32 protein-coding genes are annotated in these 26,528 nt (G+C 55.4%); 9 read left to right on the top strand and 23 right to left on the bottom strand.

The genetic code is table 11. The features are described 5' to 3' along the window. Positions 1-483: 483 nt before the first annotated feature. The 5 genes from IE105_RS11270 to IE105_RS11250 form a co-directional block, all read right to left on the bottom strand. Positions 484-927 (bottom strand): hypothetical protein, encoded by a 444-nt coding sequence (locus IE105_RS11270; protein ID WP_189498503.1) that lies wholly within the window; start codon positions 925-927, stop codon positions 484-486. Positions 928-1,001: 74 nt separating this feature from the next. Continuing rightward, on the bottom strand, positions 1,002-2,225 hold the full coding sequence (locus IE105_RS11265; RefSeq protein ID WP_233354120.1) for a DNA-packaging protein: 1,224 nt from the start codon (positions 2,223-2,225) through the stop codon (positions 1,002-1,004). A gap of 43 nt (positions 2,226-2,268) precedes the next feature. Continuing rightward, complete coding sequence (locus tag IE105_RS11260) at positions 2,269-2,607, bottom strand: hypothetical protein (RefSeq protein ID WP_189498501.1); 339 nt, start codon at positions 2,605-2,607, stop codon at positions 2,269-2,271. A 39-nt stretch (positions 2,608-2,646) separates the two neighbouring features. After that, entirely contained in the window at positions 2,647-3,429 is a 783-nt protein-coding gene (locus tag IE105_RS11255; protein WP_189498500.1) for a DUF6456 domain-containing protein, read from the bottom strand. After that, positions 3,426-3,755 (bottom strand): helix-turn-helix domain-containing protein, encoded by a 330-nt coding sequence (locus IE105_RS11250; RefSeq protein WP_189498498.1) that lies wholly within the window; start codon positions 3,753-3,755, stop codon positions 3,426-3,428. The genes IE105_RS11255 and IE105_RS11250 overlap by 4 nt, the downstream gene beginning before the upstream one ends. Before the next feature lie 129 nt (positions 3,756-3,884). Between IE105_RS11250 and IE105_RS11245 the strand changes: the two genes are divergently transcribed. Genes IE105_RS11245 through IE105_RS11235 form a run of 3 tightly spaced genes read left to right on the top strand, consistent with a single transcriptional unit; the run spans position 3,885 to position 5,832 of the window. Then, the gene (locus IE105_RS11245) at positions 3,885-4,832 is read left to right on the top strand and encodes an IS1595 family transposase (RefSeq protein WP_189498496.1); all 948 of its coding nucleotides are present in this window, start codon (positions 3,885-3,887) and stop codon (positions 4,830-4,832) included. 8 nt (positions 4,833-4,840) lie between these two features. After that, positions 4,841-5,041: a hypothetical protein gene (locus tag IE105_RS11240; RefSeq protein WP_189498495.1), complete on the top strand. Its 201-nt coding sequence runs from the start codon at positions 4,841-4,843 to the stop codon at positions 5,039-5,041. Beyond that, positions 5,038-5,832: a hypothetical protein gene (locus tag IE105_RS11235; RefSeq protein ID WP_189498493.1), complete on the top strand. Its 795-nt coding sequence runs from the start codon at positions 5,038-5,040 to the stop codon at positions 5,830-5,832. The genes IE105_RS11240 and IE105_RS11235 overlap by 4 nt, the downstream gene beginning before the upstream one ends. A 134-nt stretch (positions 5,833-5,966) precedes the next feature. Here IE105_RS11235 and IE105_RS11230 read toward each other — a convergent pair whose 3' ends face one another. From IE105_RS11230 to IE105_RS11175, 12 genes are all read right to left on the bottom strand, one after another. Further along, positions 5,967-6,485, bottom strand: coding sequence for a PAS domain-containing protein (locus tag IE105_RS11230; RefSeq protein WP_189498491.1), 519 nt, complete (start codon positions 6,483-6,485; stop codon positions 5,967-5,969). 213 nt (positions 6,486-6,698) lie between these two features. Then, a complete protein-coding gene (locus IE105_RS11225) occupies positions 6,699-7,100 on the bottom strand; it encodes a Ros/MucR family transcriptional regulator (protein WP_189498488.1) in 402 nt (133 codons plus the stop codon). Next, positions 7,084-8,811: a Na(+)/H(+) antiporter subunit D gene (locus IE105_RS11220; protein WP_189498486.1), complete on the bottom strand. Its 1,728-nt coding sequence runs from the start codon at positions 8,809-8,811 to the stop codon at positions 7,084-7,086. Before IE105_RS11220 ends, IE105_RS11225 begins: the two co-directional genes overlap by 17 nt. Further along, positions 8,804-9,184 carry a hypothetical protein gene (locus tag IE105_RS11215; protein ID WP_189498484.1) on the bottom strand — a complete coding sequence of 127 codons (381 nt, stop codon included), beginning with the start codon at positions 9,182-9,184 and terminating at the stop codon, positions 8,804-8,806. The genes IE105_RS11220 and IE105_RS11215 overlap by 8 nt, the downstream gene beginning before the upstream one ends. Next, entirely contained in the window at positions 9,181-10,656 is a 1,476-nt protein-coding gene (locus IE105_RS11210) for a proton-conducting transporter transmembrane domain-containing protein (RefSeq protein WP_189498482.1), read from the bottom strand. Before IE105_RS11210 ends, IE105_RS11215 begins: the two co-directional genes overlap by 4 nt. Continuing rightward, positions 10,653-12,179 carry a monovalent cation/H+ antiporter subunit D family protein gene (locus tag IE105_RS11205; RefSeq protein ID WP_189498473.1) on the bottom strand — a complete coding sequence of 509 codons (1,527 nt, stop codon included), beginning with the start codon at positions 12,177-12,179 and terminating at the stop codon, positions 10,653-10,655. Before IE105_RS11205 ends, IE105_RS11210 begins: the two co-directional genes overlap by 4 nt. Continuing rightward, positions 12,179-12,688 carry a cation:proton antiporter subunit C gene (locus IE105_RS11200; protein ID WP_233354119.1) on the bottom strand — a complete coding sequence of 170 codons (510 nt, stop codon included), beginning with the start codon at positions 12,686-12,688 and terminating at the stop codon, positions 12,179-12,181. Before IE105_RS11200 ends, IE105_RS11205 begins: the two co-directional genes overlap by 1 nt. Positions 12,689-12,690: 2 nt before the next feature. Then, positions 12,691-13,149 carry a Na(+)/H(+) antiporter subunit B gene (locus tag IE105_RS11195; protein ID WP_189498471.1) on the bottom strand — a complete coding sequence of 153 codons (459 nt, stop codon included), beginning with the start codon at positions 13,147-13,149 and terminating at the stop codon, positions 12,691-12,693. Then, entirely contained in the window at positions 13,146-13,883 is a 738-nt protein-coding gene (locus IE105_RS11190; RefSeq protein WP_189498469.1) for a DUF4040 domain-containing protein, read from the bottom strand. The genes IE105_RS11195 and IE105_RS11190 overlap by 4 nt, the downstream gene beginning before the upstream one ends. Positions 13,884-14,112: 229 nt before the next feature. Then, complete coding sequence (gene mnhG, locus IE105_RS11185) at positions 14,113-14,526, bottom strand: monovalent cation/H(+) antiporter subunit G (protein WP_233354118.1); 414 nt, start codon at positions 14,524-14,526, stop codon at positions 14,113-14,115. Next, the gene (locus tag IE105_RS11180) at positions 14,526-14,846 is read right to left on the bottom strand and encodes an MrpF/PhaF family protein (protein WP_189498467.1); all 321 of its coding nucleotides are present in this window, start codon (positions 14,844-14,846) and stop codon (positions 14,526-14,528) included. The genes mnhG and IE105_RS11180 overlap by 1 nt, the downstream gene beginning before the upstream one ends. Beyond that, positions 14,839-15,330 (bottom strand): Na+/H+ antiporter subunit E, encoded by a 492-nt coding sequence (locus IE105_RS11175; protein WP_189498465.1) that lies wholly within the window; start codon positions 15,328-15,330, stop codon positions 14,839-14,841. The genes IE105_RS11180 and IE105_RS11175 overlap by 8 nt, the downstream gene beginning before the upstream one ends. 99 nt (positions 15,331-15,429) lie before the next feature. Here IE105_RS11175 and IE105_RS11170 point away from each other — a divergent pair, with 99 nt between their 5' ends. Both IE105_RS11170 and bla read left to right on the top strand, forming a co-directional pair. After that, complete coding sequence (locus IE105_RS11170) at positions 15,430-16,224, top strand: uracil-DNA glycosylase (RefSeq protein ID WP_233354117.1); 795 nt, start codon at positions 15,430-15,432, stop codon at positions 16,222-16,224. Positions 16,225-16,267: 43 nt separating this feature from the next. After that, on the top strand, positions 16,268-17,098 hold the full coding sequence (gene bla, locus IE105_RS11165) for a subclass B1 metallo-beta-lactamase (protein ID WP_189498463.1): 831 nt from the start codon (positions 16,268-16,270) through the stop codon (positions 17,096-17,098). On the opposite strand, the gene IE105_RS11160 is transcribed toward bla, so the two are convergent. The 3 genes from IE105_RS11160 to IE105_RS11150 form a co-directional block, all read right to left on the bottom strand. Continuing rightward, positions 17,095-17,673: a TIGR04282 family arsenosugar biosynthesis glycosyltransferase gene (locus IE105_RS11160; protein WP_189498461.1), complete on the bottom strand. Its 579-nt coding sequence runs from the start codon at positions 17,671-17,673 to the stop codon at positions 17,095-17,097. The two genes, bla and IE105_RS11160, sit on opposite strands and share 4 nt — an antisense overlap. Then, entirely contained in the window at positions 17,670-18,338 is a 669-nt protein-coding gene (locus IE105_RS11155; RefSeq protein WP_267904681.1) for a glycosyltransferase, read from the bottom strand. The genes IE105_RS11160 and IE105_RS11155 overlap by 4 nt, the downstream gene beginning before the upstream one ends. 80 nt (positions 18,339-18,418) lie before the next feature. After that, entirely contained in the window at positions 18,419-18,877 is a 459-nt protein-coding gene (locus IE105_RS11150) for a hypothetical protein (RefSeq protein WP_189498457.1), read from the bottom strand. Between the two features lie 120 nt (positions 18,878-18,997). On the opposite strand from IE105_RS11150, the gene rnhB reads away from it, so the two are divergent. Continuing rightward, on the top strand, positions 18,998-19,600 hold the full coding sequence (gene rnhB, locus IE105_RS11145; protein ID WP_189498455.1) for a ribonuclease HII: 603 nt from the start codon (positions 18,998-19,000) through the stop codon (positions 19,598-19,600). An 11-nt stretch (positions 19,601-19,611) separates the two neighbouring features. On the opposite strand, the gene IE105_RS11140 is transcribed toward rnhB, so the two are convergent. Then, complete coding sequence (locus tag IE105_RS11140; RefSeq protein ID WP_189498454.1) at positions 19,612-20,082, bottom strand: hypothetical protein; 471 nt, start codon at positions 20,080-20,082, stop codon at positions 19,612-19,614. A gap of 214 nt (positions 20,083-20,296) precedes the next feature. On the opposite strand from IE105_RS11140, the gene trmD reads away from it, so the two are divergent. From trmD to IE105_RS11125, 3 genes are all read left to right on the top strand, one after another. Beyond that, positions 20,297-21,052 (top strand): tRNA (guanosine(37)-N1)-methyltransferase TrmD, encoded by a 756-nt coding sequence (gene trmD, locus IE105_RS11135; RefSeq protein WP_189498452.1) that lies wholly within the window; start codon positions 20,297-20,299, stop codon positions 21,050-21,052. Positions 21,053-21,079: 27 nt separating this feature from the next. Beyond that, complete coding sequence (gene rplS / locus IE105_RS11130) at positions 21,080-21,475, top strand: 50S ribosomal protein L19 (protein ID WP_189498450.1); 396 nt, start codon at positions 21,080-21,082, stop codon at positions 21,473-21,475. Positions 21,476-21,653: 178 nt separating this feature from the next. Further along, positions 21,654-24,071 carry a prolyl oligopeptidase family serine peptidase gene (locus IE105_RS11125; RefSeq protein ID WP_189498448.1) on the top strand — a complete coding sequence of 806 codons (2,418 nt, stop codon included), beginning with the start codon at positions 21,654-21,656 and terminating at the stop codon, positions 24,069-24,071. Positions 24,072-24,120: 49 nt separating this feature from the next. On the opposite strand, the gene gloB is transcribed toward IE105_RS11125, so the two are convergent. Both gloB and cysS read right to left on the bottom strand, forming a co-directional pair. Then, positions 24,121-24,849, bottom strand: a complete 729-nt coding sequence (gene gloB / locus IE105_RS11120; RefSeq protein ID WP_189498446.1) for a hydroxyacylglutathione hydrolase — start codon at positions 24,847-24,849, stop codon at positions 24,121-24,123. A 160-nt stretch (positions 24,850-25,009) separates the two neighbouring features. Next, positions 25,010-26,521 carry a cysteine--tRNA ligase gene (gene cysS / locus IE105_RS11115; protein WP_189498444.1) on the bottom strand — a complete coding sequence of 504 codons (1,512 nt, stop codon included), beginning with the start codon at positions 26,519-26,521 and terminating at the stop codon, positions 25,010-25,012. Between the last annotated feature and the right edge of the window lie 7 nt (positions 26,522-26,528).

The raw sequence follows: 26,528 nt of genomic DNA, 5'->3' as shown, positions 1-26,528 counted from the left end.
TGCAATACCGCAAAGCCGTCGCCTAATATCAATCAATAAAGGTGAGCAAAGTCTCTCTTGGCCCAGGCCGAAATCTGTGCCGTTTTATATGACGACGGACAGACAACTCCAATGCTACCAAAGGGCTCGAGGATTTGACCTCATCTCTGTCAGGCAAGGGCCGCGTTGAAATGGGCATAGCGGAAGGCACAGACGCAGGTGCGCGTCCAGTAAATGGCAATCTCATGAAGCTGTTCCCCTCGACGCCCAAAACCTTTTGAGCAGCGATAGAGGTGTTATGGGGCCACTTCGGGTCGCGTGGATCGAGTTCGGTGTTTTTCTGCCAAACGCTTGGTTTTACAGTCGGTCTTGCTCCGCTTTACGCGGATCGACCTTTGAGGTCTTAGACGCCCATTATACGAATACGGCACAGGCTAGTGGCAACAACCAACCCCGAGTTTAAGCCGGAGTCAGGGAACACGGTTTAGACTTTATCGGTGAGAACTAAGCGACGCGGAAAAGAGAGGGAGTTTTCGATCGGTGTCCGATCAAATCAAGTGTCGCCTTATAACTGATACGTAAGCTCTCACGGAGTTCATCGTCCGATAACAGGGATGCGAGCGTTATCGCGCCGCGATAGGCATCGCGGGCCGTCGTGAGCGTGTCCCGGTCGCCCGTTGATTGACCGAGGGTCAGCAATGTATCTGCAATCGCTTTTTGGATCAGTGCATGTTCGCGCGGAGCATCTTCAAAAGAGTAATATCGGGTCGCGGAACTAAGCGCTTCCACAGCTTGAATGAGGGGTCCGGGATCTTTCGTCTCGCCCGCCAATGTGATGAGTTCGCGCGCCAAATCCCAGTTGAGCTGACCGAGTTCTCGGTCCGTGTTCTTCAACTTTATCTGCAGGTCCGCGAGTTCGCGGCGGTTATCAGGTTTGTGTCGTGCCATGTCAGGCTCCTCTGTCGCATCCTGCGACGGTGGTAATACTGCTATAGCTGTGGACCAACGTAGTAAATGCGACGTTAAAGAAACTGAAGTCTTGGCTCAGTTTGATTTAAAAGGAGTTCTGACACACCCCAGACCAGCGCATCCATCCGATCGGGTGATCCGTTTTGATGCGGTCCACCAAACGCGCATAATTCGTCTTCTAAGGCCTCCATAGTCCCGACATGGTGAACGCGGCCCCGAGCATAGAGTAGTCCGACTGGTGTCGCACGGCCCCGTTTGCTCCGCGTGGCATGACGTCGAATAACGGGCACATCGGGATCAATTTGGTGAATGACCGTTTCAATCATCTCGCCGCCCTGATTGCTTTCCGCCAAAATCCCGTCGGCTTCATAGCTATGGTAGAGGGCAATGGCACGTTCAGCCCATATGTCTGGTGCGGCGCGAGGGAGGCTCGCATCCCGCAAAACATAAGCGTCTGCCTCTCGTCCCTCCCCGCGTCGCCCAACGACCACCAAACCACAGTGATCCGCCGTCTCGCCAGATGTCGCAGGCGGGTCAAGCGCAACAAGAATTCGATCAAGCGGCGGCGTTTGAGTGACACGCGCTTGATCAATATCGGCGCGCGCAAAAATTGCGCCCGGATGATCGCGAACAATCTCGCCGTCCATCTCCTGCCGTCCCAATGCGGACCCCCCGTAAGTGTCAGCCATCGCTTGAATAAACCCCGGGGCCAAATTCGCGGCATTGTCATAAGTTCGTGACCGCGTGAGGCGTGTGCCAGCATTCGCCAAAAGCCCGTCTAACACGGGCAATGGGCGCGGCGTACTCGTCAAGCACAAGCGAGGGGCCGCGCCTAAACGCAAACCGAGTCGCAAATTAGACAAGACAGCCTCCGGATCAGGCCACGCACAAAACTCGTCCCCCCACGCGCAATCAAATTGTGGGCCACGCAGACTATCAGGATCATGTGCGGAGAAGAGATAAGCGATCGCGGGGTCCCGTCCTGACGTAGCCGGGAAAACAACCCGACGCCGGGTTGGTTCATAGCGGGCGCGTTCATGTCGAAATCCAATCCGAAGCAATCCGCTATCACCGCCAAGCATGACTTCGCGGGCATCATGAAGCGTTGGGGCGACAAGCGCGATACGCTTTGCGCCCCGCCGGACACGGTCTAAAACCCATTCGGCCCCGGTCCGCGTTTTTCCCGACCCGCGGCCGCCTAGAACCAACCAGACCGCCCAATCGGGATCGTCTGGCGCAATTTGATCCTCGCGCGCCCAGGCCCTCCAATTGCGCATGACGTAGTCTTGCTCATCCGAATTTAAATTCCGCTTTTGGAATTTAAACATCGGCGTCATCCGCCAATTCATTCAGCACCCCATTGTCGACCATCCGCTTTATCTTGCGCAAGAGATCCAGTCGGGACGGCTCAGATAAGCCATCACTTGGCTTTACGGCCCCACTCGCTTGTAGGTAGGCGTCCGCCTTTTCGACACTCCCTATCAAGGTTGAAATGGCTTTCGCCGTCTTTTCAATGTCAGCGGGCGCGAGCGTGTCGACATCCTCACCGAGCGCAAGCAGCTTGTCTTGCAACTGCCGGATCAGTGCAGCGCTATCGCGAGGGTCCGCCATCGAGACGTCAGTCTGAGACGGCGGCTTTTTAGAAATTTGTTTCGTCATGGCGAGACAATGCCTCTCGCCCGAAAGACGGGGATGAAATTAGGCGAATTTCTTCATACTCTCATGATCCGGTCGAATAGATTCCGCCCGTTTTCCAGGCACCGCCCCATAATGCCGCACCAGTAAATCAAGGGCGATCTTGAGCACAGACAACCCCGTCCCCCGCGACCATGTTTCAGCCCGCTCAACGGCCTCTAGCCGTTCATTCGCGCCGCAAACCGCATTGAGCAGTCGCGTCAGGTCTGACCCAATGGCGGATCGGGCATGCTGGAGAGCACGGTGGCCGTCCAGCCGGGCCAAAGCGGCGCGTTCCGCCGCATCATGTCGGCGTGTGCCGTCCACTTTAGGCGCGGATAGATCGACAGTCCCGACACGGCCTTCGCCTGCGCGGAGCAGATCAAGCGTGTAGCGATGCGCTGCTGTAATCTGTGCATCGCTTAACACAGCATCGCCCTGACGGTCGGTTTGAGGCGCCAAACGTAATATCACCGTGCCGCGAACATTACGCCGCACGGGTCGTTCGACCCCGGACGGCACGAATTCGGTCGTCTCCACCACTTCGCGCGCCGACTGGCCGTAAAGTAGACGCCGCCGGGTCTCATTCGAAAGACCCACGCCGCGATCCGTGACCACTAAAACGCCGTCCACCATCAGGGCATCAATATCCCCACTATTGACCCAGAATAGCGGGCGTTTTCGGCGGTCGCCGCCCGGGTAGGCAGGCCAGTCACCCGCTATTGATTGCCGTTCAATCAAGGCCTTGCCGCGAAGTAAGCTTCGTAGCAATTGTTCGGTCCTGAGCTTATTCTGCTCCGAACTCATCGTCGCGGTGCCTTGCCAAGCCAAATTTCCAGACGTTCAATTTTCTCATCTAAGACGGGGTCCGTTCGACCGTCCTCGACGACTTTGATGGCATGGCTAACAGTTGATCGATCCCGCCCGAAAAGTTCGCCAATCCGCGTCATCGTCATGCCAAAACTGCAGGACGAGAGATACATCGCCACTTGCCGCGCATAATCTGTCAGGGGGGTCCGGTGGTCGGGGTTCGCGAGATCAAGGTCTGGGACCCCGAATTCTATCGCGGCGGCTGCCACGGCCAGCTTTGCGCGGGCCGGGTCGGTCGGGTCGATGCGTCTAATCCGGGGCATTCTATCCTCCTGTGTCCCTTGTCCGCAAACAATAGCGGTAAAGACGATATCGAGGATTATATTCCCAATATTATACTTGCCGTACCCAGCCTTATATGCTATTGAATCTTCAACGAATTGGAGAATAGCATGTCGATCCTGTCACAAAAACACTTCCACGATGAAGAAGCGGCTTACGAGTACGTTGAGGCGCGTATCTGGCCTACTGGTGCGGTCTGCCCGCGTTGTGGTGAGCAAGAGCGCGTCGGCAAACTTAAAGGTAAGTCCACCCGTATCGGTGTTCATAAGTGCTATTCATGCCGCAAGCCCTTCACCGTTAAGATCGGGACCATCTTCGAATCCAGCCATGTGAAAATGCACCTTTGGATGCAGGCAATATATCTTATGTCATCCAGCAAGAAGGGTATCAGTACTCAACAACTGCACCGGACCCTTGGCGTCACCCTCAAAACCGCTTGGTTTATGTCTCACCGTATTCGTGAAGCTATGCGCGACGGTGTTATGGCTCCCCTTGGAGGCTCTGGCTCACAGGTTGAGGCCGATGAAACTTATTTCGGAAACAAAGCTGGCAAACAAGAGCTTCCAGCGTCCCGCAATGGGCGTCCGTACATCAAGAAGGGTAAGGCTGGTCAGAAACGTGCAATCGTGTCTCTCGTTGAACGTGGCGGTCCTGTCCGCTCATTTCACGTTAAGCAGGCCAACAAAGAGAACGTCTCAAGCATTCTTTTGAATAACCTTGACCTTGAAAGCCGTCTCAACACCGACGAAAGCCCGCTCTATAAGTCTGTAGGCCAAGACTTCCTGAGCCACGGCACTACTAAGCACAGCGCCGGCGAATACGTGCGCGGCGATATTCACTCGAACACCGTTGAAAACTATTTCAGTACTTTCAAACGCGGCATGAAGGGGACTTATCAGCACTGCGCAGAGAAGCATTTGCACCGCTACCTTGCTGAGTTTGATTTCCGCTACAATAACCGCGTAGGATTAGGCGTGAACGATACTGACCGCACCTTAAACCTGCTTTCAGGCGTCGTCGGCAAGCGTCTAACCTATCAAACAGCTCAAACAGGGTAAGGAAGCATATGGCATCGAAAAACCCTCAAAATACAAGCCAAGTGAAAAACGATGGCGATGGGTTAAAGTCCCAATCGAAAGAAAAGATGACGCCTGATGAGCAATCCGCGCGGTTTATAGAGACCGCGCGGGAATTGGAGTGCGATGAGAGTGGGAAGAAATTTAAAACCGCCTTAAAGTTAGCATCGAAAATAAAGCCTAAAAATTGACTGACCCCTCATTGCATTTTGAGCAAACGAAAAAATCTATCAGGTTTGGCCGCAAAGCAATCGATGAACTCGAACAAATCGTCGGTGACTGGTTCGGTCAGAGGCCATATTATCGAACCGTCGAGGAGTATCCGTTGATAGGGCAAATGGTCGTTAAGTATGTCCGCAATCGACGCTTCCCTGAGGCTGTTGAGGATAAGGTTACTCACGCCATCGTCACGTTGAGGCACGCTTTCGACCAAATGGCATGGGCGGCTGTCCGATACCATAACCCCAGACTCAGGGCAAATGACTCCGTCTACTTTCCTTGGACGGATACAATCGACGGCTTCGAAAAAAGATTGGCCGGGAAATCTTGTAAGATTCCGGCGAAGCTCACCCCTGTGTTTTTGGCGGCAAAGCCATACGGAACTGGTGATGGGCACGCCACTGCAGATGATATTTGTCGAAGTTTGTCCAAGGTAGCAAATCGGAAGCATTCGGTCGGCATTGTTCCCGCATTCATTCCAGGCGCGCTCGCAATGCCCGACTTTATGACAACGCGACCCGGTCGAGTCGGATTTCTTCCTAAGCAGGGGTGGCAGGCGATGGAAAATGAATGTGTAGTCATGACCATGCCTCTTGGAACGATAATTAGCAATCAAGAGCAGATCTGCTTCTATGTAGCCTTTAACGAAACTCCCCCGATGGACGGAGAGAACGTCATTAGCTGCTTGCGAGCCTTTTTGGCAAAGGCGGAAAGCTCTCTCGAAATCATCGAGAGAGAGACACTCGCCTTGATTAGGGAATAAACTACTCATTTAGGAATACTCCCTTTTGCGTGGGTACGCAAAGTATAATATTGGGATTATATTCCTATACTCTTTTAGGGCGTATGACGAGCCCTGACCCCATTAACGGGATGATAAGTCGTTAGACCCTTGAATTAGGCGTAAACTTTTTGGGCTTTGCTGATCGGTTCTACAACGGATTCAAGAGCACAGATATGATCGTAACCGAGGATTGAACTCACTGTCACGCCATCTTCTGAGAGCGGGAGTCGGACCCAAAATTGTGCCATATGCGATCCGATGGGCGTGTTGGGTTTTGTGACGCCGTGAAAGGGACGCCGCTGGTCGACAACCATATCGAGAACGCGGTGCCAGTAATCGGCCCGACTGCCGATAGGCAGCTCATCCACATACTGACCTTGGATTTCATCGCCATAGAAGCGCCAGAATCCGGTTCCCGCGAGACGAAAAAGATAGCGGTGATCCGAACGTGTTTTGATGTCGGCTTCACGTTCGGTGATGGTCACCATAGGAAGCTGAGCACATATCTCTGAAGGGTCGATATCCGAGCGTGAAGGCAATTTGCCACCCACACATTTCCGCCGCCAATAATCGTAAAAGTCTCTCTGTTGCGGAAGCACCATTTGGTGCCGCAACGCATCTCCCTTGATCACGCTATTCCCCTAAATCCGTCGTCCAAATCACCCTACGAATCAGACCATCAAGGATTGGGGATTCAGCAGCAAGACTTTGTTAACCATAAACTGGGGCGAAGGGGCTGTTTAGGGCCTAATTTCGATTCGGGGCCGAGTCGTTCTTTTTTGTGACAGGTTGAAATCAAGTTTTTAGGCTGGGCCAGGCACGTGGGCTGGCCAAAGGCGACAGCTTTAGACTGATTTTCCAAGCCCAGATTGCTTGGCCAGATCGGATCGGCGACGCGCATAGGCGGGTGACACCATCGGATAATCATCCGGCAAGCCCCATTTTTCTCGGTAAGCGTCCGGCGTTAAACCAAAGGCCACCCGAAGATGGCGTTTGAGCGACTGGAACCGTTTGCCATCTTCGAGGCAGATCAAATGACTATCTGTGATCGATTTCTCAATGGGCACGGCTGGCCCCTTGCCAACAGTGACCGCTTCTTCGTCTGAGGCATTCGCAAGTGATTGGTAAATCGTTCGCGCCAAAGCGGGCAGATCGCCCTGAGCGACGTCATGATGACCGACATAGGCGGCCAGCACAGTTGCGCTCATCGCGAGGATGGGATCGTGCGGGTTAGGTTCCTGCGACATAGGCAAATATTAGCACAAGGATCAAAACTGCCGCGATAAGAACGGAGGAAAGGCCCGAGGGTGCCGCATGACTGAGTGCCCCGGCCGGAGAGAAGGCATGATAGAGCCGACGCCCGATGTGACCCGCTGTCTTGGCCCGCAAACTTTTCATCCGCACAGATAATCGGGTCCAGACTGCGTCTCCCCAAATCGCGATGCTCTTTCCGACGCGGCGATAAAGAATATCAGCATCGACAATTTCCGCCCGCCGTTCGGCTGGGTAGAATTTGTAACGCTTCAACAGCGTGAAGGCGAAGATCGCGGCGAAGAGAAGCTGAAGTTGGAAGACCACATGATCCCACGTGTAAGGGCTGTAGTCCGTTTCATAGGGCATGATGGAATAGAGCAACTGATATCCGCCCCACGGCCACGCCAGCACAATACAGAGCACGGCCGCCAAGCTCATCGCGACAAGCATGTTCCATGGCGCTTCTTTGACCCGTCGCCCGCTATCATGCGCGAAGAAGGTAAAGTGCGGCACCTTGATGCCCGAATGTTCCATCACCCCGGCGGAGGCAAATAACATCATCGCAAACGGTATCCAGAGATGTTCTTCCAGCGCCGCCGTCAGGATCATCGATTTGGTCACGAAAGCCGCCAACATCGGGAAGGCCGCAATCGACCCCGCCCCAATGAGGCATAGCACGGTCGTATAGGGCATACTCCGGAACAGTCCGCCCAGTTCAGACGCTTTCGCCGTTCCCGTCCGGTACATAACAGCACCGATCGACATAAACAGCAGGCCCTTAAAGATGACGTGGACGAAGACTTGTCCAACAACACCGTTCATGGCCATCGTCGTCCCGATACCAATCCCGGCCACCATAAAGCCAAGCTGATTATTGAGCGAGAAGGATAGAACGCGCCGCAAATCGTTTTCGATCACAGCAAAGAAAACCGGGAACATCGTCATTGCACAACCGATCCAAATCAGAAGGTCAGTCCCCGGGAACGCCCGCGCCAACGCATAGATCGCAAATTTGGTCGTAAAGCTGGCGAGGATCACTGTCCCAGTAATGGACGCTTTCGGATAGGCATCTTGCATCCACATGTGCAACATCGGGAAGCCCGCTTTGATGCCCATAGCAATAAGCAGCAACCACGCGCCCGGCGCGTCGAGGCCAATATAACCAAAGGTGAAATCACCGCCTTTTGAGCCCGCATAGATCACCGCGCCCGCCAGTAGCAAAACGCCGGACAGCACTTGAATAACAAGATAGCGAACGCCCGCCGCATAGGCATGTTGCCCGCCCTGCCACACCAGAAAGACCGAAGAAATCGCTGTGAGTTCCCAGAACAAGAATAAGGTCAGCATATCGCCGGCGAGAACCCCGGCAATCGCCGCGCCCGTATAAACGAGCGCCGAACTATCCGTGATCCATGACTTTTCATGCAGCGCGTAGATCGCATTGATCAAGCCCGCCAGACAGAAGAGATAACCCCAGACGACAGAGAGATTATCAATCCGAAGTGTAGTCAAGGTCACGCCGCCAATTTCAAACTGTCCCGCCAAAACTTCCGTGTTGTCGTAAATATTGAAAATCATCACGGCAGCAAAGACCGGCGCGGCAATGGCTAGAACTTTGCGCAATGAATTGGCCGGCATCAACGCGCAGACAAGTCCTGCGAGGATCACCCAGAGACCAGGGTTGATCTGGTAAAGATCAATCATGATGCGGAACCCCTGTCACGTCAGGATCAGTCGAGATGGCTGGATCAGGCAGACCGCCCTCCCCATAATAATTTTCCGGCTTCGCGAGCAAGCGAAACAGAACCGGCGCCATGAAAACGATAAAGCTATAAGCGAGAAACCCGAAGATCGCCCAGCTACCCGGAATGGGCCAATCCCCGATCATTTCGAACGGAGCCGGATGTTTCTGCGGATGAATGACTCCCAAAATGGAGGCGATAATCAAGCCCCCAAGCGGGAACCAGATGAAGTTCCGCTTCACCTTGGTATCACCAAGGAACAGAAATGGCTTGGCGGCGGGATGAACGTCATCCGCGTGATGCGGGTCGTCCAGATGGGTATTGGGAGTCGTCATAGGATCGGCTCCAAGAATTGAATAATCCACGGCGCCGCGAAGAACAGCACCAGTGTGCCGAACGCGGTCAACACGGGTGGGATAACGACCCAACGATGTTTACGGGCTTCCAGCGCGATGATGTCATCGGCAGCTGGATCCGCGGAAGGCTTCATAAAGCCGCGAATGGCAATCGGCATGAGGTAGAGAATATTGAGCAAGGACGAGATGATCAACGCGCCCATCAAAACGGCCTTACCCGAGTCGAGCGCCCCCCACATGAGATAGAATTTCGGCCACGAGCCGCCAAAGGGTGGAATACCAATGAGACTAACGGACGCGACAAGGAACGCCCCGAACACCCACGGCAATTTACGGCCCAAACCGTCGAGCTGGCTGACATTCGTGCGATGCGCAATTGTGTAAATCGCACCGGCGACCATGAAGAGCGTAATCTTCGCCCACGCATGCATCACGATTTGCAGACCCCCACCCAAGACTCCCCACGACGTCGCCAACATCGCGCCAAGCGTAATGTAAGATAGTTGCGACACGGTCGAATAGGCCAGTCTTGCTTTTAGATTATCCTGCCGCAATGCGATTACGGAGGCTGCGATAATAGAGAAAGCCGCAATGTAAGCGAGCCAACTCGAACTCGGTGTAATTTGGGTCAGATCAGTGCCAAACGTATAGACGACGACCTTGAGCATGGTGAACACGCCCGCCTTCACAACCGCCACGGCATGCAGCAGCGACGAAACAGGTGTTGGTGCGACCATCGCGTTTGGCAACCACGGATGGACAGGCATCAGCGCGGCTTTGCCAATCCCGAAAGCGAACAAGACGAGCAGAACAGACGTCGCCAACAAAGAGACATCCGGTCCAAACACACCGCCAAGAACAAAGTCCGTCGATCCCGCAATGACCTGCGTCCCAATAATGGCCGGAAGCAGAAGTCCCAGTGATGTACCCATCAGGATCAGCGTATAAATCGTCAGACCGCGCCGGGCTTTGGCGTCACCCTTATGCGACACGAGCGGAAAGGTTGAAATCGTCAGTGCTTCATAGAATATGAACAGCGTGATCAGATTGGCCGACGCGGCGATACCCATGGCCGAGGCAATCGCAATCGCGACGAACGTATAAAAGCGCGTTTGGTTTTGTTCCTTATTCCCGCGCATATAGCCCAGCGTAAACATGGAATTCACGATCCAGAGCGAACTGGCAATGGCGGCAAAGACCGCGCCAAGCGGTTCCAGCTTGAATTTGATTTCAAACATACCGGCAAAGCTGCCGATCAAAAGCTCTGGACGCTGCCCCGCAGACACAAGGTTGCAGAGATAGATGACATTGGCGAGCAGCAGCCCCCCCGCAATAAAAGTCACCGCTTCGCGTAGGTTTGGCGAGCGCCCGCCAACAATCGGAATGAGCACCGCCGCGGCGAGCGGGATGAGCATCATGAGCGCGAGCGCCATTTCAGGACCGTAGCTCATAGCCCGCCTCCGGGAATGAGGACTCGGGCCGCGTTCTCAGAAATATCCGTCAGGATGACATTCCCGCGCAGACCAATCAGAATGGACATCATTGCGAGGCCCACCAAGGGGATGAGCATCAAGATGGGCGCTTCGCGGCGAAGAACTTTACCGTCCTCACGTAAACATTCCGCGGGTGGTGGACTGAAATAGGCCACCATCATCATGCGGCCCATATAGAAAAGCGCGATGATCGACGTCACCATGATGACGGCGACAGCCCACCACCAGCCTTTTTCAGCCGCGGCTTCGGCCAGTGCGACCTTGGACACGAATCCGGCGGTAAACGGCACACCGATGAGACTGAATGCGAGAACGGTGAATGCGGCCGTTGTAATCGGCATAGTTTTGGACAGACCCGCCATATCGCTAATGCGGGTGATCCCGAATTGATACCACATCGCGCCGAGTGCGAGGAACAAGCCGCCTTTGACAACGGCGTGATTGATCAGGTGCAAATAGCTCCCGGCCAGTCCAGCCACGGAGAGAATGCCTATCCCGAGCAACATGTAACCGACCTGCGCCACAGAGGAGAACGCTAAGGTCCGCCGCGCATCGGTCTGGAAAAAGGCCTGCAACGAAGCGAAAATCATACCTGTGACAGCCAACCCGGTCACGACATAGGTCAACACCACTGCGACATACTCAAAGCTTGGGTCGAAGACGGTGAAGCAAAAACGGTAGAGCAGATAGAGCGCCGCTTTGGTCGCCGTCGATGCGAGGAACGCCGTCACCATCGTCGGGCTATAGGCATAGGCACCCGGCAACCACGTATGCAGCGGGAACATCGCGAGCTTTAAACCAAGGCCCACAACGATAAAGCCGAACGCCACTTGCGCGACTCGTGACCCGCCATCCAGATTTGCGAGAATAGCGCGCATGTCTTCCATATTCAGCGTTCCGGTTTCTGCGTAGAGGAAGCCAACGCCAATGACGAAGAACGTCGCGCCGATAGAGCCCAAGATCAAATAATTGAAGGCGGCTGTTAAAGCCCGGCGATCCCGGTTCGCGCCCATGGCGACAAGCGTATATCCGCTGATTGAACTCACTTCGAGGAAGACGAAGACGTTAAACGCATCGCCCGTGACAACCATGCCCATCAGCCCGGCAATGCAGAGCAGCATCGCGGCGTAGAAGGGTCCGCGTTTCTTAAGCTCCACTTCCGCATGGGTCGCAGGCTCCGCATAGACAAGTGAGAGCACGCCCATCGCAGCAATCAGGAGTAAGATCGGGGCATTGACCGCGTCCAAGCGCAGAGAAATACCGTGAGGCGGCGCCCAGCCGCCCATTTCATAGACGATAACACCAGCGTCTATTTGTGTTTGCAAGACAATGAAGGCGGTCGCGCAGACAGCGATAGCAACCAGTGTCGCCACGGCCCACGCCAATCGGCGAACAGACGGCAACAGCGCGACAACGGCGGCCATCAGCAAGGGCAGAACGATGGCGAATGCTGCACCATGAGTAGAGAGCCAGCTCATCATTATGTCGTCAATCTATCGTCAGTGGGCTGATCGGAGGCGTCGATACCTTCCAGATTATATTGGAAGTCCTGTGCGCTGATCTCGTCCATTTCTATGGTCTGATAGACTTCGCGTATCCGCACGCTTAGCGCCAAACCAATCGCAAGCGTCGCAACGCCCACAACAATCGCCGTGAGAATCAACACATGGGGAAGCGGATTAGAATATAGAATTTCGCTGCCTTGCCCCGGCAACGCATAATTGACGCCTGACGCGGCCAATTGAACCGTATCGATATAGGCGCTGTGATCATCATAGCCGGTCGGAGAACTGCTATCCTTGACCAAGATTGGCGGTTGTCCGCCCGAGACCTTGGCCAGCGTGATATAGAAGAGAAAAACGGATGTCTGAAACACGCTGAGCCCGACCAGTTTTTTGATTAGATTGCGCGACGCAAAAACGACATACAAACCCGTCATCATCAGGATAATGACGACGACATAATTAAAGTGTGAGAATAAGTAATCCAAAGCTACCAATCCTCATCACTAATTTCGGGCTGGCGAGAGCCGAACGCGTAAAAAATTGCGAGCATGACCGAGGTCACAGTTGTCAGAACCCCAAGTTCGATCACCAAAATACCCCAATGCTGCCCATGAATAGCGTCATGCGCCAGCACACTATAATTCAGAAACTCACCGCCCATCATCCACGCCACGACGCCTGTGCCGCCATAAAGCAACACGCCTAGGCTCATCCCGACACGAATGAGCGCAGGCGGGAACGCCCGCTTGGCTTCATCCAACCCGAAAATCAGCGCGTAGAGAATGACGGATACCGCCAAGATCACACCCGCCTGAAATCCGCCGCCGGGACCGTAATCCCCGTGAAATTGAACATAAAAAGCGAATAAAGCGATCAGCGGAATCAGGAATTTCGCGATAACGCGCAGAATGACGTGCGGATCACGGATTGGAGTATCGGGCGTCATAATGTGCCCTCCCCATATTGTGTGATCGAAGGCGGGACACCCGACGCATTGCGCGCGGTGCCCCCGCTCACCTCATCCGGCTCAGCGTGCTTCGCAGAGCCGGACGGCGCGGTCGCCGTCGAGAGGCGTCGCCCCTTCACATCGGCCCTGAAATGCCCAGCATTTCCGTTCAAACCGAGGAGCAACAACACGCCCAAGCCCGCTGCAAAAATCACGACGGCTTCACCAAATGTATCATAGCCCCGATAAGACGCGAGAACCGCCGTCACCACATTAGGCATGTCGACTTCTGTCGCTGTTTTGGCGAGATAATCTGTCCCGACATAGCTATTCGCAGCAGAGTTGGCGTCGCCATAGGCGGGTAAATCAGGAACCGCATATAGCATGGCTAAACCCGCAATAATGACCACGGCAAGCGGCCCCCACTGGCGGTTCATCGGAATAGGCTTTGATTCTCGGTCAGCCAGCAACATGGCGGCGAGCATCAACACGGTCGAAACGCCCGCGCCGACGGCGGCTTCGGTAAAGGCGACATCAACGGCGTCCAGCGTGACAAACCACGCCGCCGCGACGAGCGAATAGACGCCTTGCAACATGACAATCGCGAAGAGCGAGCGCATCCGGACGATGGCGAACGCGACGATCACGAGCAAAGTGAGCAAGCCGATATCGAGAAGTAATGTCGAGATGAGCGGGGATGCTGGGGCGGCTTGGATTGGTAGGGCGAGGATCATGAAAAGACCTCATCGGGGACAGAAAAATCTTCGGTATTGATGAAATCTGATCGCCACGTAGATGCACGTCCACGGCCGGAAAGTTCATAGAAAATAAAAATGCCCGCGACCCAAGGCATGACAATGCTCAACGTTGGGATCATCTCTAATACGTTGCCTGTACCAGAGCTCCAGAGCCACGACTCAAACCTACTCATGCCGTAAAAACCACACATTTGGATCAAGTCTATCACGCCTCATCCTCCAACGCCGGCGCGCGCCAGCGTCCGAGCAACGGCTTTTCGCCGGCTTTATATGCAGCGTATGCGACGGCGTGGGTGGCGGTCGGGGATGTGACGAAGAGGAAAAACGCGACCAGCAAAAGCTTGGCAATCACCTGCCACCCATCCGCCTGTAGGATCAAACCAAACAGGATCAATTCGGCGCCGAGCGTATCGGTCATACCCGCCGCATGAAGACGGGTATAAAAGTCCGGCAAGCGGATCACGCCGACCGCACCCGCCAGCACAAAAAACAAACCGCCCGCCAAGCTCATCACAGTCAGGACATTCCGTATAAAACTCCAGACGACAGACCAGTCGACACTCGCCGACGCAGCCTCATGGACTACCGGCTCCGCCGCCATGATGAGCTGTGCGAACATCACTGGACCTCCTCAGTAGAGACATCGGCAACGTCCCGCAGATCAACGGCTAGTGCTTTGTAACTAAAGAATTTTAAGACGGCGATAGTGGCAATAAAGTTCATCAGCGCATAGAGAAGCGCGATATCAATCCCATCCGGACGATCAATAATAAAACCGAACACACAGAGAAACAGGACGGTCTTGGTCCCAAAACTATTGACCGCCAATAAGCGATCATACAGCGAGGGCCCGCCAATCAGGCGCGTTAGCATCAACACCATCCCAACGATCAGGAACAGCGCTGTGGCCAGCATGATATAGGGCATAGGATCACCCATTAGACTCGTCCTCGCCAACGGCCCACGCCGAACGATCACTCATCTCTTCGAAATCCGCCGGATCGCTCATCTCGGAGAGAAGCGCATGAACGAGGATATAATCCTCTGCCATTTCCACCGCGACAGTCCCGGGCGTCAGCGTTATCGAGTTAGCGAACATGGTTTTCGCCAAATCAGATTTACCTGAGATCGGAATTTTCGTCATGGTCGGAGAAATTTCAAGATCGGGTGACATGACCGCTTTCACAACCGCGACATTGGCCTTGATGATTTCAACAAACAGCCAACCGAAATAAGCCAGTGTTTGCGGTAATGTTAGATAAGGAGCCGTTTCGCGATCTAAAATCCGCATCCTCGCACTCATCAACAACACGATCGCGATGGAGATGCCGCCGAGTGTCAGCAGCAAGGGTTTCGTAAATCCAGACAGCACCCACCACGTCGCAGCAAGCGCAAGGGTCAGAATTATGGCAAAACGAAACATTAGGCGAACCGTTATCAAAAGCTTACCCTGCGTTAAAGTGGGTAAAGCGGGGAAAATAGCCGCACCCGACTGAGTTGCTCCCCTGTTTTGGCGAACCCTGTGCATAAGTGGCAAGCGAAACGCGCCGACCTTGTCTATAAAGCCGATATGGAGCCCTCTCTCCGATCCTTGCTCGACTGGTACGAGCGTGTAGGCGTGGAAACGCCCGACATACCGCTCACCCGGTCCGTGCGGCGCGTTCAGGCGAAGCCTAAGCCGGAGGCGCGCGCCAAACCGGCCCCTAGCCCTAAGGCTTTTGCCGCTGCTGACCCCGCACCGATTGCCGCCACTTGTAAAACGCTCATGGCCCTAAAAACCGCCTTAGACACGTTTGATGCGGGCGCCTTGTCTGATGGGGCCCGCCAAGCCGTTTTTGCGCGCGGGAATTCGGACGCCGACCTCATGGTGATTGGGGAAGCCCCTGGCCGCGACGAGGATCAAGCCGGACAGCCCTTCATCGGCCGATCGGGGGATCTTCTTGACAGAATGCTCGGGGCTATCGGACTCAGCGAGGACGAAGTTTATATCGGGAATGTCTGCTTTTGGCGCCCGCCTAATGACCGCAAACCCACCCCTGAAGAACTCGACCTTTGTCGCCCGTTCGTCATGCGCCAGATTGCGTTAGCAAAACCCAAGGTGATCCTGCTCACAGGCAGCACTTCCATGCACGTCATGACAGGCGTCACCAGCATCATGAAGAACCGTGGACAATGGCAAAACCTCACAATTGAGGGCACGGATATTCCGACACTGCCGATCTATCACCCGACCTTTCTGCTCCGTCAGCCTGCGCTAAAAGCAGAGGCTTGGCAGGATTTACTAACATTGCGCGAGACGCTCGCCGCCTTATCGTGACAGCTGGCCTGTCGTTTGCTAGCCCGCCCTATAAGGTCCCTTCATGACACGTCTTATTGGAGTTCTTACGGTGAAACACCTTCTGATTCTTACGTCCGCGCTTTTAATCGCTTGTAACAATGACGCGGCAGAGCCTGTTCAAAAATCAGCCGACCCTGCCCCAGTCGCCGACACATTTCTGGCCCAAGTTCAGGCCGATTATCCGGTGACGCTGTCACCGGTTGCCGAAGGCGTTTGGGTGCACACGACGAATTATCGCCTCCCCGGCCAATCGCCGATTCCCGTCAATGGAATGGTCGTGGTCGATGGAGAAGACGTCATTTTACTTGATGGTGCATGGGGCGAATTGGCGACCGTATCATTGCTGGAAAAAATCCGCGCGGAAACGGGCAAGCCGGTCACAAAAATGATCGTCACGCATCACCATGCCGACCGCACCGCAGGCGTCGATGCCGCTGAACGCGAAGGCATCGAAGTCTTCACGCATCCCACCACACCGATGCTGGCCGCGCGCGCAGGATGGCCCGCGCCCAACACATCCGTCGCAGCGCTAGAAGCCCCGCAAGCGCGCATTCTCGTCGGCCGGGTCGAAGTCGCCTACCCAGGTCACGGACACGCGTCTGATAACCTGATTGCCTACCTGCCGGCTGAGAAAATTCTCTATGCGGGTTGTGCCGTACGCGGCGCAGGGTCAGAAACTCTTGGCAATGTCGAAGATGCGGACCTGCCGAAATGGCGTGACAGCTTGCTCTGGACCAAAGCTACTTATCCCGAGACACAAACCGTCGTTCCCGGTCATGGCAAAGGCGCGAATTTATCCCTCATTGATGCAACGATTGCCTTGATTGATGACGCGACGACGAACGCGGACTAACGTTCCGTTTTCCACGCCGCCAATCCCTCAGCATCATCCACATCCGTGAGTGTCCTGAGTTTTGCAATGGACCCGTTCAAGCGCACCTCAAGATCACTGAGTGTGTTCTCGCTCGACCAGCGGACTCCGTCGAACACGCTAGGTTTAAGCGGCGCGACAGCCCCCATAAGCCAAAACCCGCCATCGCTCGCCGGTCCAAATACGAACGGCGCTTTCCGCAATGCTTTGATCGCGTCGGCGATATCGCGCGCAGATATTTGCGGGCAATCTGTTCCGATGACTAGCACCGGACGCTTCGCGCCTGAAAAAACTTCCGCCAATCGCGGTGAGAGCGACCCCGTGGGTTGCGGTCGCTGCGGGATACCGTCCCACGCCGGGACAGTCCCAATCGCGCTGGCTGGCGCAACGTAAAGTGATGTGCCCCAGCGGGGGTCCGTAACATTGCGCAGGACTTGGGCGGACATGGCCCGGCAGACCCGTTGTGCATGTGTCGTCCCGATATCGCGCGCGAGACGGGTCTTAGCCGCGCCCATGCCGGGTTTTTTCGCGAAGACATAAAGCTGAGGACGACTCATTTTGTATAAGCTTTCAGAAGCTCAGACACGGTCGCACCGTGCTTATAGCGCCAGAGCAGTCCGAGATTACGAAGACCGCGACGCCACAGTCCATCCTGCCAATGTTTCGAGACGTCCGTCGTCAGCGCCAGTGGAAGCGGTCGCACTGTGGCGACTTTCTTCAATCGTTCGATCAACTCCACATCCTCGAACAACGCCATTTTGGCGTGCCCGCCGACCCGTTCGTAAAGCGCGCGCGAAATTAGCAGGCCTTGATCGCCGTAGGGAAGTCCGAGCGCCCAACACCGAAGCGCCACCATCCGGTTCATAAAGAGAGACTTCAGTCCTGACGCATCGGCCTTGAATCGAAAATAACGCGGCGCGTCCTGCTGCATGGCGTCATGCACGACATCGCGCCACCCGTCTGGCAATTGCGAATCCGCATGTAAGAATAAGTACCAATCGCCCGTCCCCCCGGACAGAGCCGCCAATTTCGCGCCCAGTTTAAGCTGCGCGCCGCGCCCGCGCACACCAACGGCGAGAACCGCGCCTGCGCGCACGGCACAAGTCAGCGTATCGTCCGTTGATCCGCCGTCGCTAACAATGACGCGTTGGCCCAGCAGCTGTGGTAACACGCGCATAAGGGCCTGCTCGGCCTGAAAGGTGGGAATAATGACGGTTAGCACACCGCGCACTTAACGACCTTGCACGCAAAGAAAAAGCCCGGTCACAGACCGGGCTTGATCATTTAAATGTCAACGAGCGACTAGTTAGCGCTTTCGAGCTCACGTTGGGTCATCGCTTCGAGTTCAGCTTCAAGCTCTTCGCGAGTCTTTGGGGCTGTCTTCTCGGTCAGATAAACGTAGCAGTAGCTGTCGTTGAAAGACGAAATTTCGTTCGGGAATGTGCCATTGTCGGAACAACGAATGACACCCATGCCCATGCCGTCATAAATTTGTGTCGCGGCTTCTTCGCCCCGAATTTGAATGAAACAGGCTGTGCCATCTTGAAGCGTTTCGACAGAACCGCCTTCATAGGTACAGCTGGCTTCGTCTGTGACGATACCTTCCGTTGACGGCGTATTGATTTTCTCAGCGGTTGCGAGCGTCTCTGCATCGGCTGTGATCTCTGGTGCGTCAGGTGTCGCAGCGTCTTGTGCAAAAGCGCTTGTTGAGAAGGCTAGTCCGGCAATTGCCAGAACTGCCGTGAGTTTCATATTAGGCATGGTTGTCTCCTGCGGAAATCCAGTTAGGACTCTGTATTCAATTTCAGTCGGCCCGGAAAGGCCTGCAAACATAAGGTTTTGCAGGTCCCGTGCCAAGGTTTACGAAGGTCGCCCGCCCCCATGAGTCCAGATCGTGCGCACTATGACGCCGTCAGGTCGCGCGGCTATGCGCGCATCTGCGGCGTGGATGAAGCTGGGCGCGGTCCCTTAGCGGGGCCTGTTGTCTGCGCGGCAGTCATCCTTCGTGCGACATCCATTCCCGTAGGGTTGAACGACAGCAAGGCCCTATCGTCCGTACGCCGTGAACGAATGCTGAACGCCTTGCTTGAGACAGCAGAAATTTCGATTTCCGTAATAGAACCGCCGGAAATCGATGAATTGAACATCCTGTGGGCGAGTATGGTCGGCATGAGTCGCGCTGTTCGGGACTTACGCGCCGACTTTGCCTTGATCGACGGGAATCGCCTGCCGCCCGATTTACACTGTGACGGAGAGGCCATCGTCAAAGGCGACGCCAAGAGCCTGAGCATTGCCGCCGCCTCAATCGTCGCGAAAGTCACACGAGACAGGTTAATGGTCGACGCTGACCGGCGCTATCCGGGATATGGCTTGGCACAACATAAAGGCTACCCGACGCGCGCGCATATGGCGGCCATTGAGCGCCTCGGCCCGACGCCCATTCACCGCTGGAGTTTTGCGCCCGTTCGAAACGCGCAGCGATGACGTGAAATCGGCTACCCGCAGGTAATTTCCTCGACATAGCCATCCCGATCGAGCGAAATCGTAAGGCGAGCGTCATTTTCAGGCCGGATTGTGATTCGATCTGTGATGTTTGCCGTCGTCGGCGCGTAAAGTTGCTGCCCGGCCTGATACGTCTGCACTTGGACATATGTATCGCCCATCATTTCCCCATTGAGGAAGTCATTCTCTGGGCCTTCGAAGACAGCCGGACGAATGATGCGTTTTAAACCCGGCAGGCCGGGAATATAAATCGCGCCCTCATTCACGCCCACTAAAGTCTGATACATTTGCGATTGGCATGTATCGACAGCGGGCAAGCGCGGGTTTGGAGTCGGCACGAGCCAGTCTGGCCGGACATATTGGCCTTGTCCCGGTTGCGGTTGAAAAGCGGCATTCGGCCCAACGGTGCTCATCGCGCAGGCCGAAAGGCCAAATATTACGGGGATGACGATCAGGCAGCGCATAATGTCCCCGGTGGCGGATCAGGGTTAACGCCTTGCTAACGAAGCTGTGACCGACTTGTGATCCCACAGCGAAGCAATATCAGCTAATAACGAATCGAGCGACGTCGGATTCCCCTCCCTTACCGGCCTCGCGATTACCCGAAGGGCGATGAACGGACCCCCCAACCGTTCATCGCCCTTCCCCATTTCCCTTCAAGTCATTACAGGCCCGCGCATGAGCGCCGTTCCTCCTATTCCGTGGCATGCCACCGTACTGACCCTCTATCCAGACGCCTTTCCCGGCGTTTTAGGGGCGTCAATCATTGGCGGCGCTGAAAAAAGCGGCCTATGGCAGCTTGAGACGGTTGATATTCGCGACTTTGCCGTTAATAGGCATCGCACTGTTGATGGCACTCCGGCAGGAGGCGGCGCGGGACTCGTTCTCAAACCCGATGTTTCTGCTAAGGCGATTGATAGTGTGGTCTGCCCAGATGATTCCTCTACTGGAAACATTCGGGATGACCGCCCGCTACTCTACATGACCCCTCGGGGCCGGCCCTTGACGCAAAAGCGCGTGAGGGAGCTTGCTGCCGGGCCGGGTCTTGTTTGCTTTTGCGGACGGTTTGAGGGCCTCGACGAACGCGTGATCGAAAGCCGCAATATGGAGGAAGTCTCCATTGGCGATTTTGTTCTTGCGGGCGGAGAGGTTGCAGCACAGGCCATGATCGAAGCGTGCGTGCGCCTACTCCCCGGAGTCCTTGGCAGCGCGGATAGCCTCGAAGAAGAGAGTTTTGAGACGGGCTTGCTAGAGTATCCACTCTATACCAAGCCCCGCGAATTTGAAGGTCGGGAAATCCCGGCCGTGCTAACCTCAGGCGACCACGGAGCCGTGGACCGCTGGCGGCGCGCACAAATGGAAGAGATTACGAAGGCGCGTCGACCCGATCTGTGGGCGGCGCATCTGAAACGAAAGAATAGCCCAGAGACCTAAGTCTCTTTGGCAAGAAAGTGAGTCGCTATGAACGTGATTGAAAAACTCGAAAAAAATGAGGCCGAGCGCCTTTTGTCATCGGGCAAAACTATTCCTGATTTCGCCGCTGGTGATACGCTGATCGTTCAGGTCCGTATTACTGAGGGTGAACGCTCCCGCTTGCAGGCGTTTGAAGGCGTCTGCATTGCCCGCTCCGGTGCTGGCATCCACGAGAGCTTCACCGTTCGCAAAATCAGCTACGGCGAAGGTGTCGAGCGCGTATTCCCAGTCTATTCTCCGCTCGTCGAAGATATCGAAGTCAAACGCCGCGGCCGTGTCCGTCGCGCCAAGCTTTACTATCTGCGCGAACGTCGCGGTAAGTCTGCTCGTATTGCTGAACGCACAACGGGTCGCGGCATGGAAAAGGGTCGGGCTAAAAAATAGTCCCCGACTTGGAATCGTCCCACGGGACGCGTCTTCCGGCTTAAGAAACATCGTATAAAAAAGTCCGCCGCTGGCGGGCTTTTTTGCGTTCCCACTTCGCCGTTTTATATTTTCACTCGTATAATGCGTTGCCGCTGCTAAACTCTTACTCAAATTCTGTTTTAAGAAGGTGAGTGTGATGAAAAAATGTTCCTTCACAATTGCGGTATCGATGGCAGCGGCGTTTCTTATCGTCAGCCCCGCACATGCCGATGGCTATCGCCTGCCGCCCGCTGAAATAGCTGATATTGTCATGAGGCCGCCAGCGCCATCCGTCAGCGTCTCACCGGATGGAAAAAACCTCCTTCTACTCGAACGGGAAAGTCTTCCGCCCGTATCGGAACTGGCGAAGACCATGGAGCGACTTGCGGGGCAGCGACTCGACGCGGCGACCAACGACAATTTCAACCCGCGAAACTTCGTCGGCCTGTCCCTGAAGGACATTGACACTGGCGCAGTGCGCAAGGTTGTTTTGCCGGACAACGCGGATATTGCCGATCAGAGCTGGTCGCCGGACGGCCGTTATGTCGTCTTCACCAATACAACGACCGATGGCATGTCGCTTTGGACTCTCGACACGCGTTCGGCCAAAGCGCGCCAAATTTTGAAAGACGGTATCAACCCGATTTTTCAGGAGCCACGCTGGCTTCCCGATGGCCGCCTACTTGTGCTGACCATTCCGAAAGACCGTGGCGACAAGCCCATGGCCTCACTGACACCCGCCGGGCCTGCCATACAGGATGCCTCTGGCGGTCAAGACGCACAGACGCGGACCTATCAGGATTTATTGAAGACACCCCATGACGAGGCGCTCTACACATGGCTGGTCGAGAGCCAGCCCGTGATTATGCGTCCCGACGGAAGCCGCAAAAAAACGCTTGGCACGCCGCGTATTTATATTGACGCATCCGCTTCGCCCAATGGCGATTATATCCTCATGGAATGGATCAACGAGCCCTTCTCCTATCAAGTCCCTTGGTCCCGTTTCCCAAAAACGACGGCGGTATGGACCATGGATGGCGAGGCCGCCGCCGTGATTGCCGAGCAACCGCTTGCCGACAGCCTGCCCGTGCAAGGCGTCGTCACGGGTCCGCGCAATATCGCATGGCATCCGACCGCACCGGCCACCCTGTTGTGGGCCGAAGCGCAAGACGGCGGCGATCCGCGCATGAAGACGGATCACCGTGACGCGCTAATGACCCTGTCTTCCCCGTTTACGGACGAAGCAAACCGTCTCCACACCTTCGAAGACCGTTTCTCAGGTTTTATAGGCTTGGACGGCGATGATGACATTATTGCCTATGACTATGATCGGGATACACGCGAAATTCGTACAGCGCTGATTGATGTCATGGGCTCCCATGCGCCACGCGTCATTGAAGTCCGAAACGTTCAAGACGCCTATGCCGATCCCGGCGATCCGGTTCGCACGCTGACCGAGTCCGGCTTTTCGGTCGCGCGCGTCCATGATGGCCAGTTGTTTTTGTCCGGCAATGGCGCATCGCCAGACGGGGCTCGGCCCTTCCTGCGACGGTTCGATCTCGCCACATTCGAGACGACAGAACTGTGGCGCAATACAGGTGAGGAATATGAATATATTGTCGATCTGGCGGCTGATGACGGCAGCGCCTTCGTCACCTATTATGAAAGCCCTGCCCTCCCTGGGAACTACCGCCTGCATAATTCTGACAGCACGCGCTTTCTAACGGATTTTCCTGATCCGCATCCGGAACTGACAGACATCAGCCGCGAACTTATCACCTATAAGCGCAAGGATGGGGTCGAGCTTTCATCGACACTGTATCTGCCGCCCGGTTATGAAAAGGGCGACACACTCCCTGTCGTCGTCTGGGCCTATCCACGCGAATTCAACGATGCGGCAACGGCGGGACAAGTCCGGGATTCGAAACATCGGTTCACGCGGATCGGTGGCTATTCACACCTCTTCTTCCTGACACAAGGCTATGCGGTGATGGACCGCGCCGCCATGCCGGTGGTCGGATCCGACCCTGAAACCGTAAATGACACATTTATCGAACAGATCGTAGATTCAGCCCAAGCCGCCGTTGACGAGTCCGTCCGCAGAGGCTTTGGCGACGGCGTTCAGGTCGGCGTCGGGGGCCATTCCTATGGCGCGTTCATGACCGCACACCTCTTAGCGCAAAGCGACATTTTCCGCGCCGGGATCGCGCGTTCAGGGGCTTATAACCGCACGCTGACGCCGTTCGGCTTTCAGGCGGAACGCCGGATTTTCTGGGATGCACCAGAGACCTATTTCAAACTTTCGCCTTTCATGTCCGCAAATTTGATCAACGAACCGATGCTGATGATTCATGGGGCCAAGGACAATAACTCTGGCACTTTCCCGCAACAATCCGAACGAATGTTCGCCGCTGTTAAAGGCACAGGCGGAACTTCGCGGCTGGTTATGCTACCGCATGAGGCCCACGGCTACCGGGGCCGCGAATCGGTCCTGCATACACTGGCGGAAATGGTCGATTGGTTTGAAACCCACGTGAAGAATGCGGAGTCGGACGTCGCCTCTGGAGAGGAATAAGAGGCGCGGGCGCGCGACCCTACTTCACTCCACTGGACTAAAAAGGTCGCTACATTGCGTCTTTCAATTTACGCCGCCGTCCCAGTTCCTCTGCAGACCCCGCCAGCCAAAACGGGTTGGTCAACCGTTCCGCCGCGACCGTCGTCGGCACGGTTGGCTCGCCGCGCGCGCGCATCGCTTTGGCGCGGTCGAATGCCGCCAGCACGTCGGCATTATCGCCATCGACACTCACGGCGAATTTAGCGTTGCTGAGCGTATATTCATGCGCGCAGTAAAGTTTTGTCTGTTCGGGCAGCGCCAATATCTTACTGAAACTGCCCCACATTTGCGCCGGCGTTCCTTCGAACAACCGTCCGCAGCCCATCGTAAAAATCGTATCGCCGACAAAGCAGGCCTCTGCGGCCGCGAGGTATAAAACGATGTGTTCATTCGTATGGCCCGGTGTTTCCATCACGCGCACGGGATGGCCGCCAAAATCAAACGTGTCGCCCTCGCCGAGCTTAATATCGATGCCGGGAATACGGCCTTCAATCAGGCCGGGACCATAGATCGTCACGCCAAAGCGGTCCTTGAGCAGCATATTGCCGCCCGTGTGATCCGGATGCCAATGGGTATTCCAAATTTCCGTGAGCGCCCACCCCTTCGCCGCGCACTGGCGCGCGATTTCTTCACCGTCCGGCGTGTCGATACAGGCCGTGCGACCGCTATCGGGGTCGTGGACCAGAATGCCGTAATTGTCAGAAAGACAGGGGAAGAGGTGGATTTGGATGTTAGACATGGAGTGGGTTTAGCGTGGTCGGAAGGATGCGCCAACCTCTCTAAACTCCCCCGTCCCGCCGACTCGATCGGCGGGCCCATGGCTTAAACTAAGGCCATCGCACTCAGGTCCAAGTTTGCGCCATGGACAGGCCGATCAAGTCGGCCTGAGGAGAAGGCGTTTAAGCCTTGCGCCAGCTCGTGCCGTCGGCGCTGTCTTCAAACACAATCCCGCGCGCGGTGCCTTCATCACGAATGCGGTCCGCTTCGGCCCAATCCTTCGCCTGCCGTGCCGCATGGCGGGCGGTGGCGAGAGCGTCGAACTCTGCGCTGTCGTCTTCGGACGCGTTGCCACGGAACCACTCTTCGGGATCGCGTTGGAGGAGACCGAGAAGATTTGCAGACTTTACAAAATTTGCTGCAGCATTTTCTTCCATATGAGTAGGCTTCGAAAAACCACTTATTTCAATTTGGGAACCAATTTTATAGTCCGTTTGACGAGAAAAGTTTATGAACTTTTTGAACGATGCGAAGAAACTAATTCCCTCAGCAGTATCAAGGTCGTTAAAAAGTCTTTCTGCAAATCTATCATCCACAAGAGCTGATCTATTGGGGTGGACGTCAGCATCTCTAATCGCTTTATACCACCCATCTAACTGCGCCTTACTCTCCCGCAGCAAGTCCTCGCTCCACATCAACTCATTCCGGTAATGGGCCTTTAACAGCGCGAGCCGGATCACCTCCCCGTCCCAGTCTTTCAGCAGGTCATGCACCAACACCACGTTCCCCACGGATTTGGACATTTTTTCTTTGCCCATGTTGAGGAATTCATTGTGAACCCAATAGTTCGCAAACGTCTTGCCGTTGCACGTCTCTGACTGCGCGATTTCGTTTTCGTGATGGGGAAATTTCAGATCGATGCCGCCGCAGTGAATATCGATGGTTTCGCCGAGCGTTTCTTTGGCCATGGCGGAACATTCAATGTGCCAACCCGGACGGCCCGGCACGGACGCGAAATCATGGTCGCTATATTTTTTCCAATCGACGAAATAGCTGGTCGAGACCTGTTGCTGGCTCCAGCCCGGTTCACCATCCGGCGACGGTTTCCACAGCACGAAGTCGGCGGCATTGCGTTTCGCGCTCACAACATCGACGCGCGCGCCCGCAAGGTTATCGTCCATCTTCCGGCCTGACAGTTTGCCGTAATCTTCGTCCTTGGTGACGTCGAAATAGACATGGCCATCGGCGATATAAGCGGCATCTTTCTCCAGCAGCGTGACGATAATATCCGCCATGCCCTGAATATGCTCGGTCGCTTTGGGCTGCACCGTCGGGGGTAAGCAGTTCAGCGCGGCGAGGTCTTCATTGTAAATGCGGGCGTATTTCTCGGTGATCTCTGAAATCGGAACGCCCTGCTCCATTGCAGACGCAATGATGCGGTCATCCACATCGGTCAGGTTGCGGGCGTAGCGCACATGATCGTCGCCGTAGATATGACGGAGCACACGAAACAGCACGTCGGCGACGACGGCGGCGCGGGCGTTGCCGATATGCGCGTAGGAATAAACCGTCGGTCCGCAATTATACATCGTCACGGGTTTATCCGTTGTCGGCGGGTCGTTTAACGGCACAAATGGGCGGACTTCACGTTTAAGTGAGTCATACAAAGACAGAGGGTGGGCTTGGTTCTGCATAGGGAGG

The sequence above is a fragment of the Algimonas arctica genome (assembly GCF_014652695.1).
Lineage (GTDB): Bacteria > Pseudomonadota > Alphaproteobacteria > Caulobacterales > Maricaulaceae > Litorimonas > Litorimonas arctica.
This window is presented reverse-complemented; position numbering and strand designations above follow the sequence as displayed.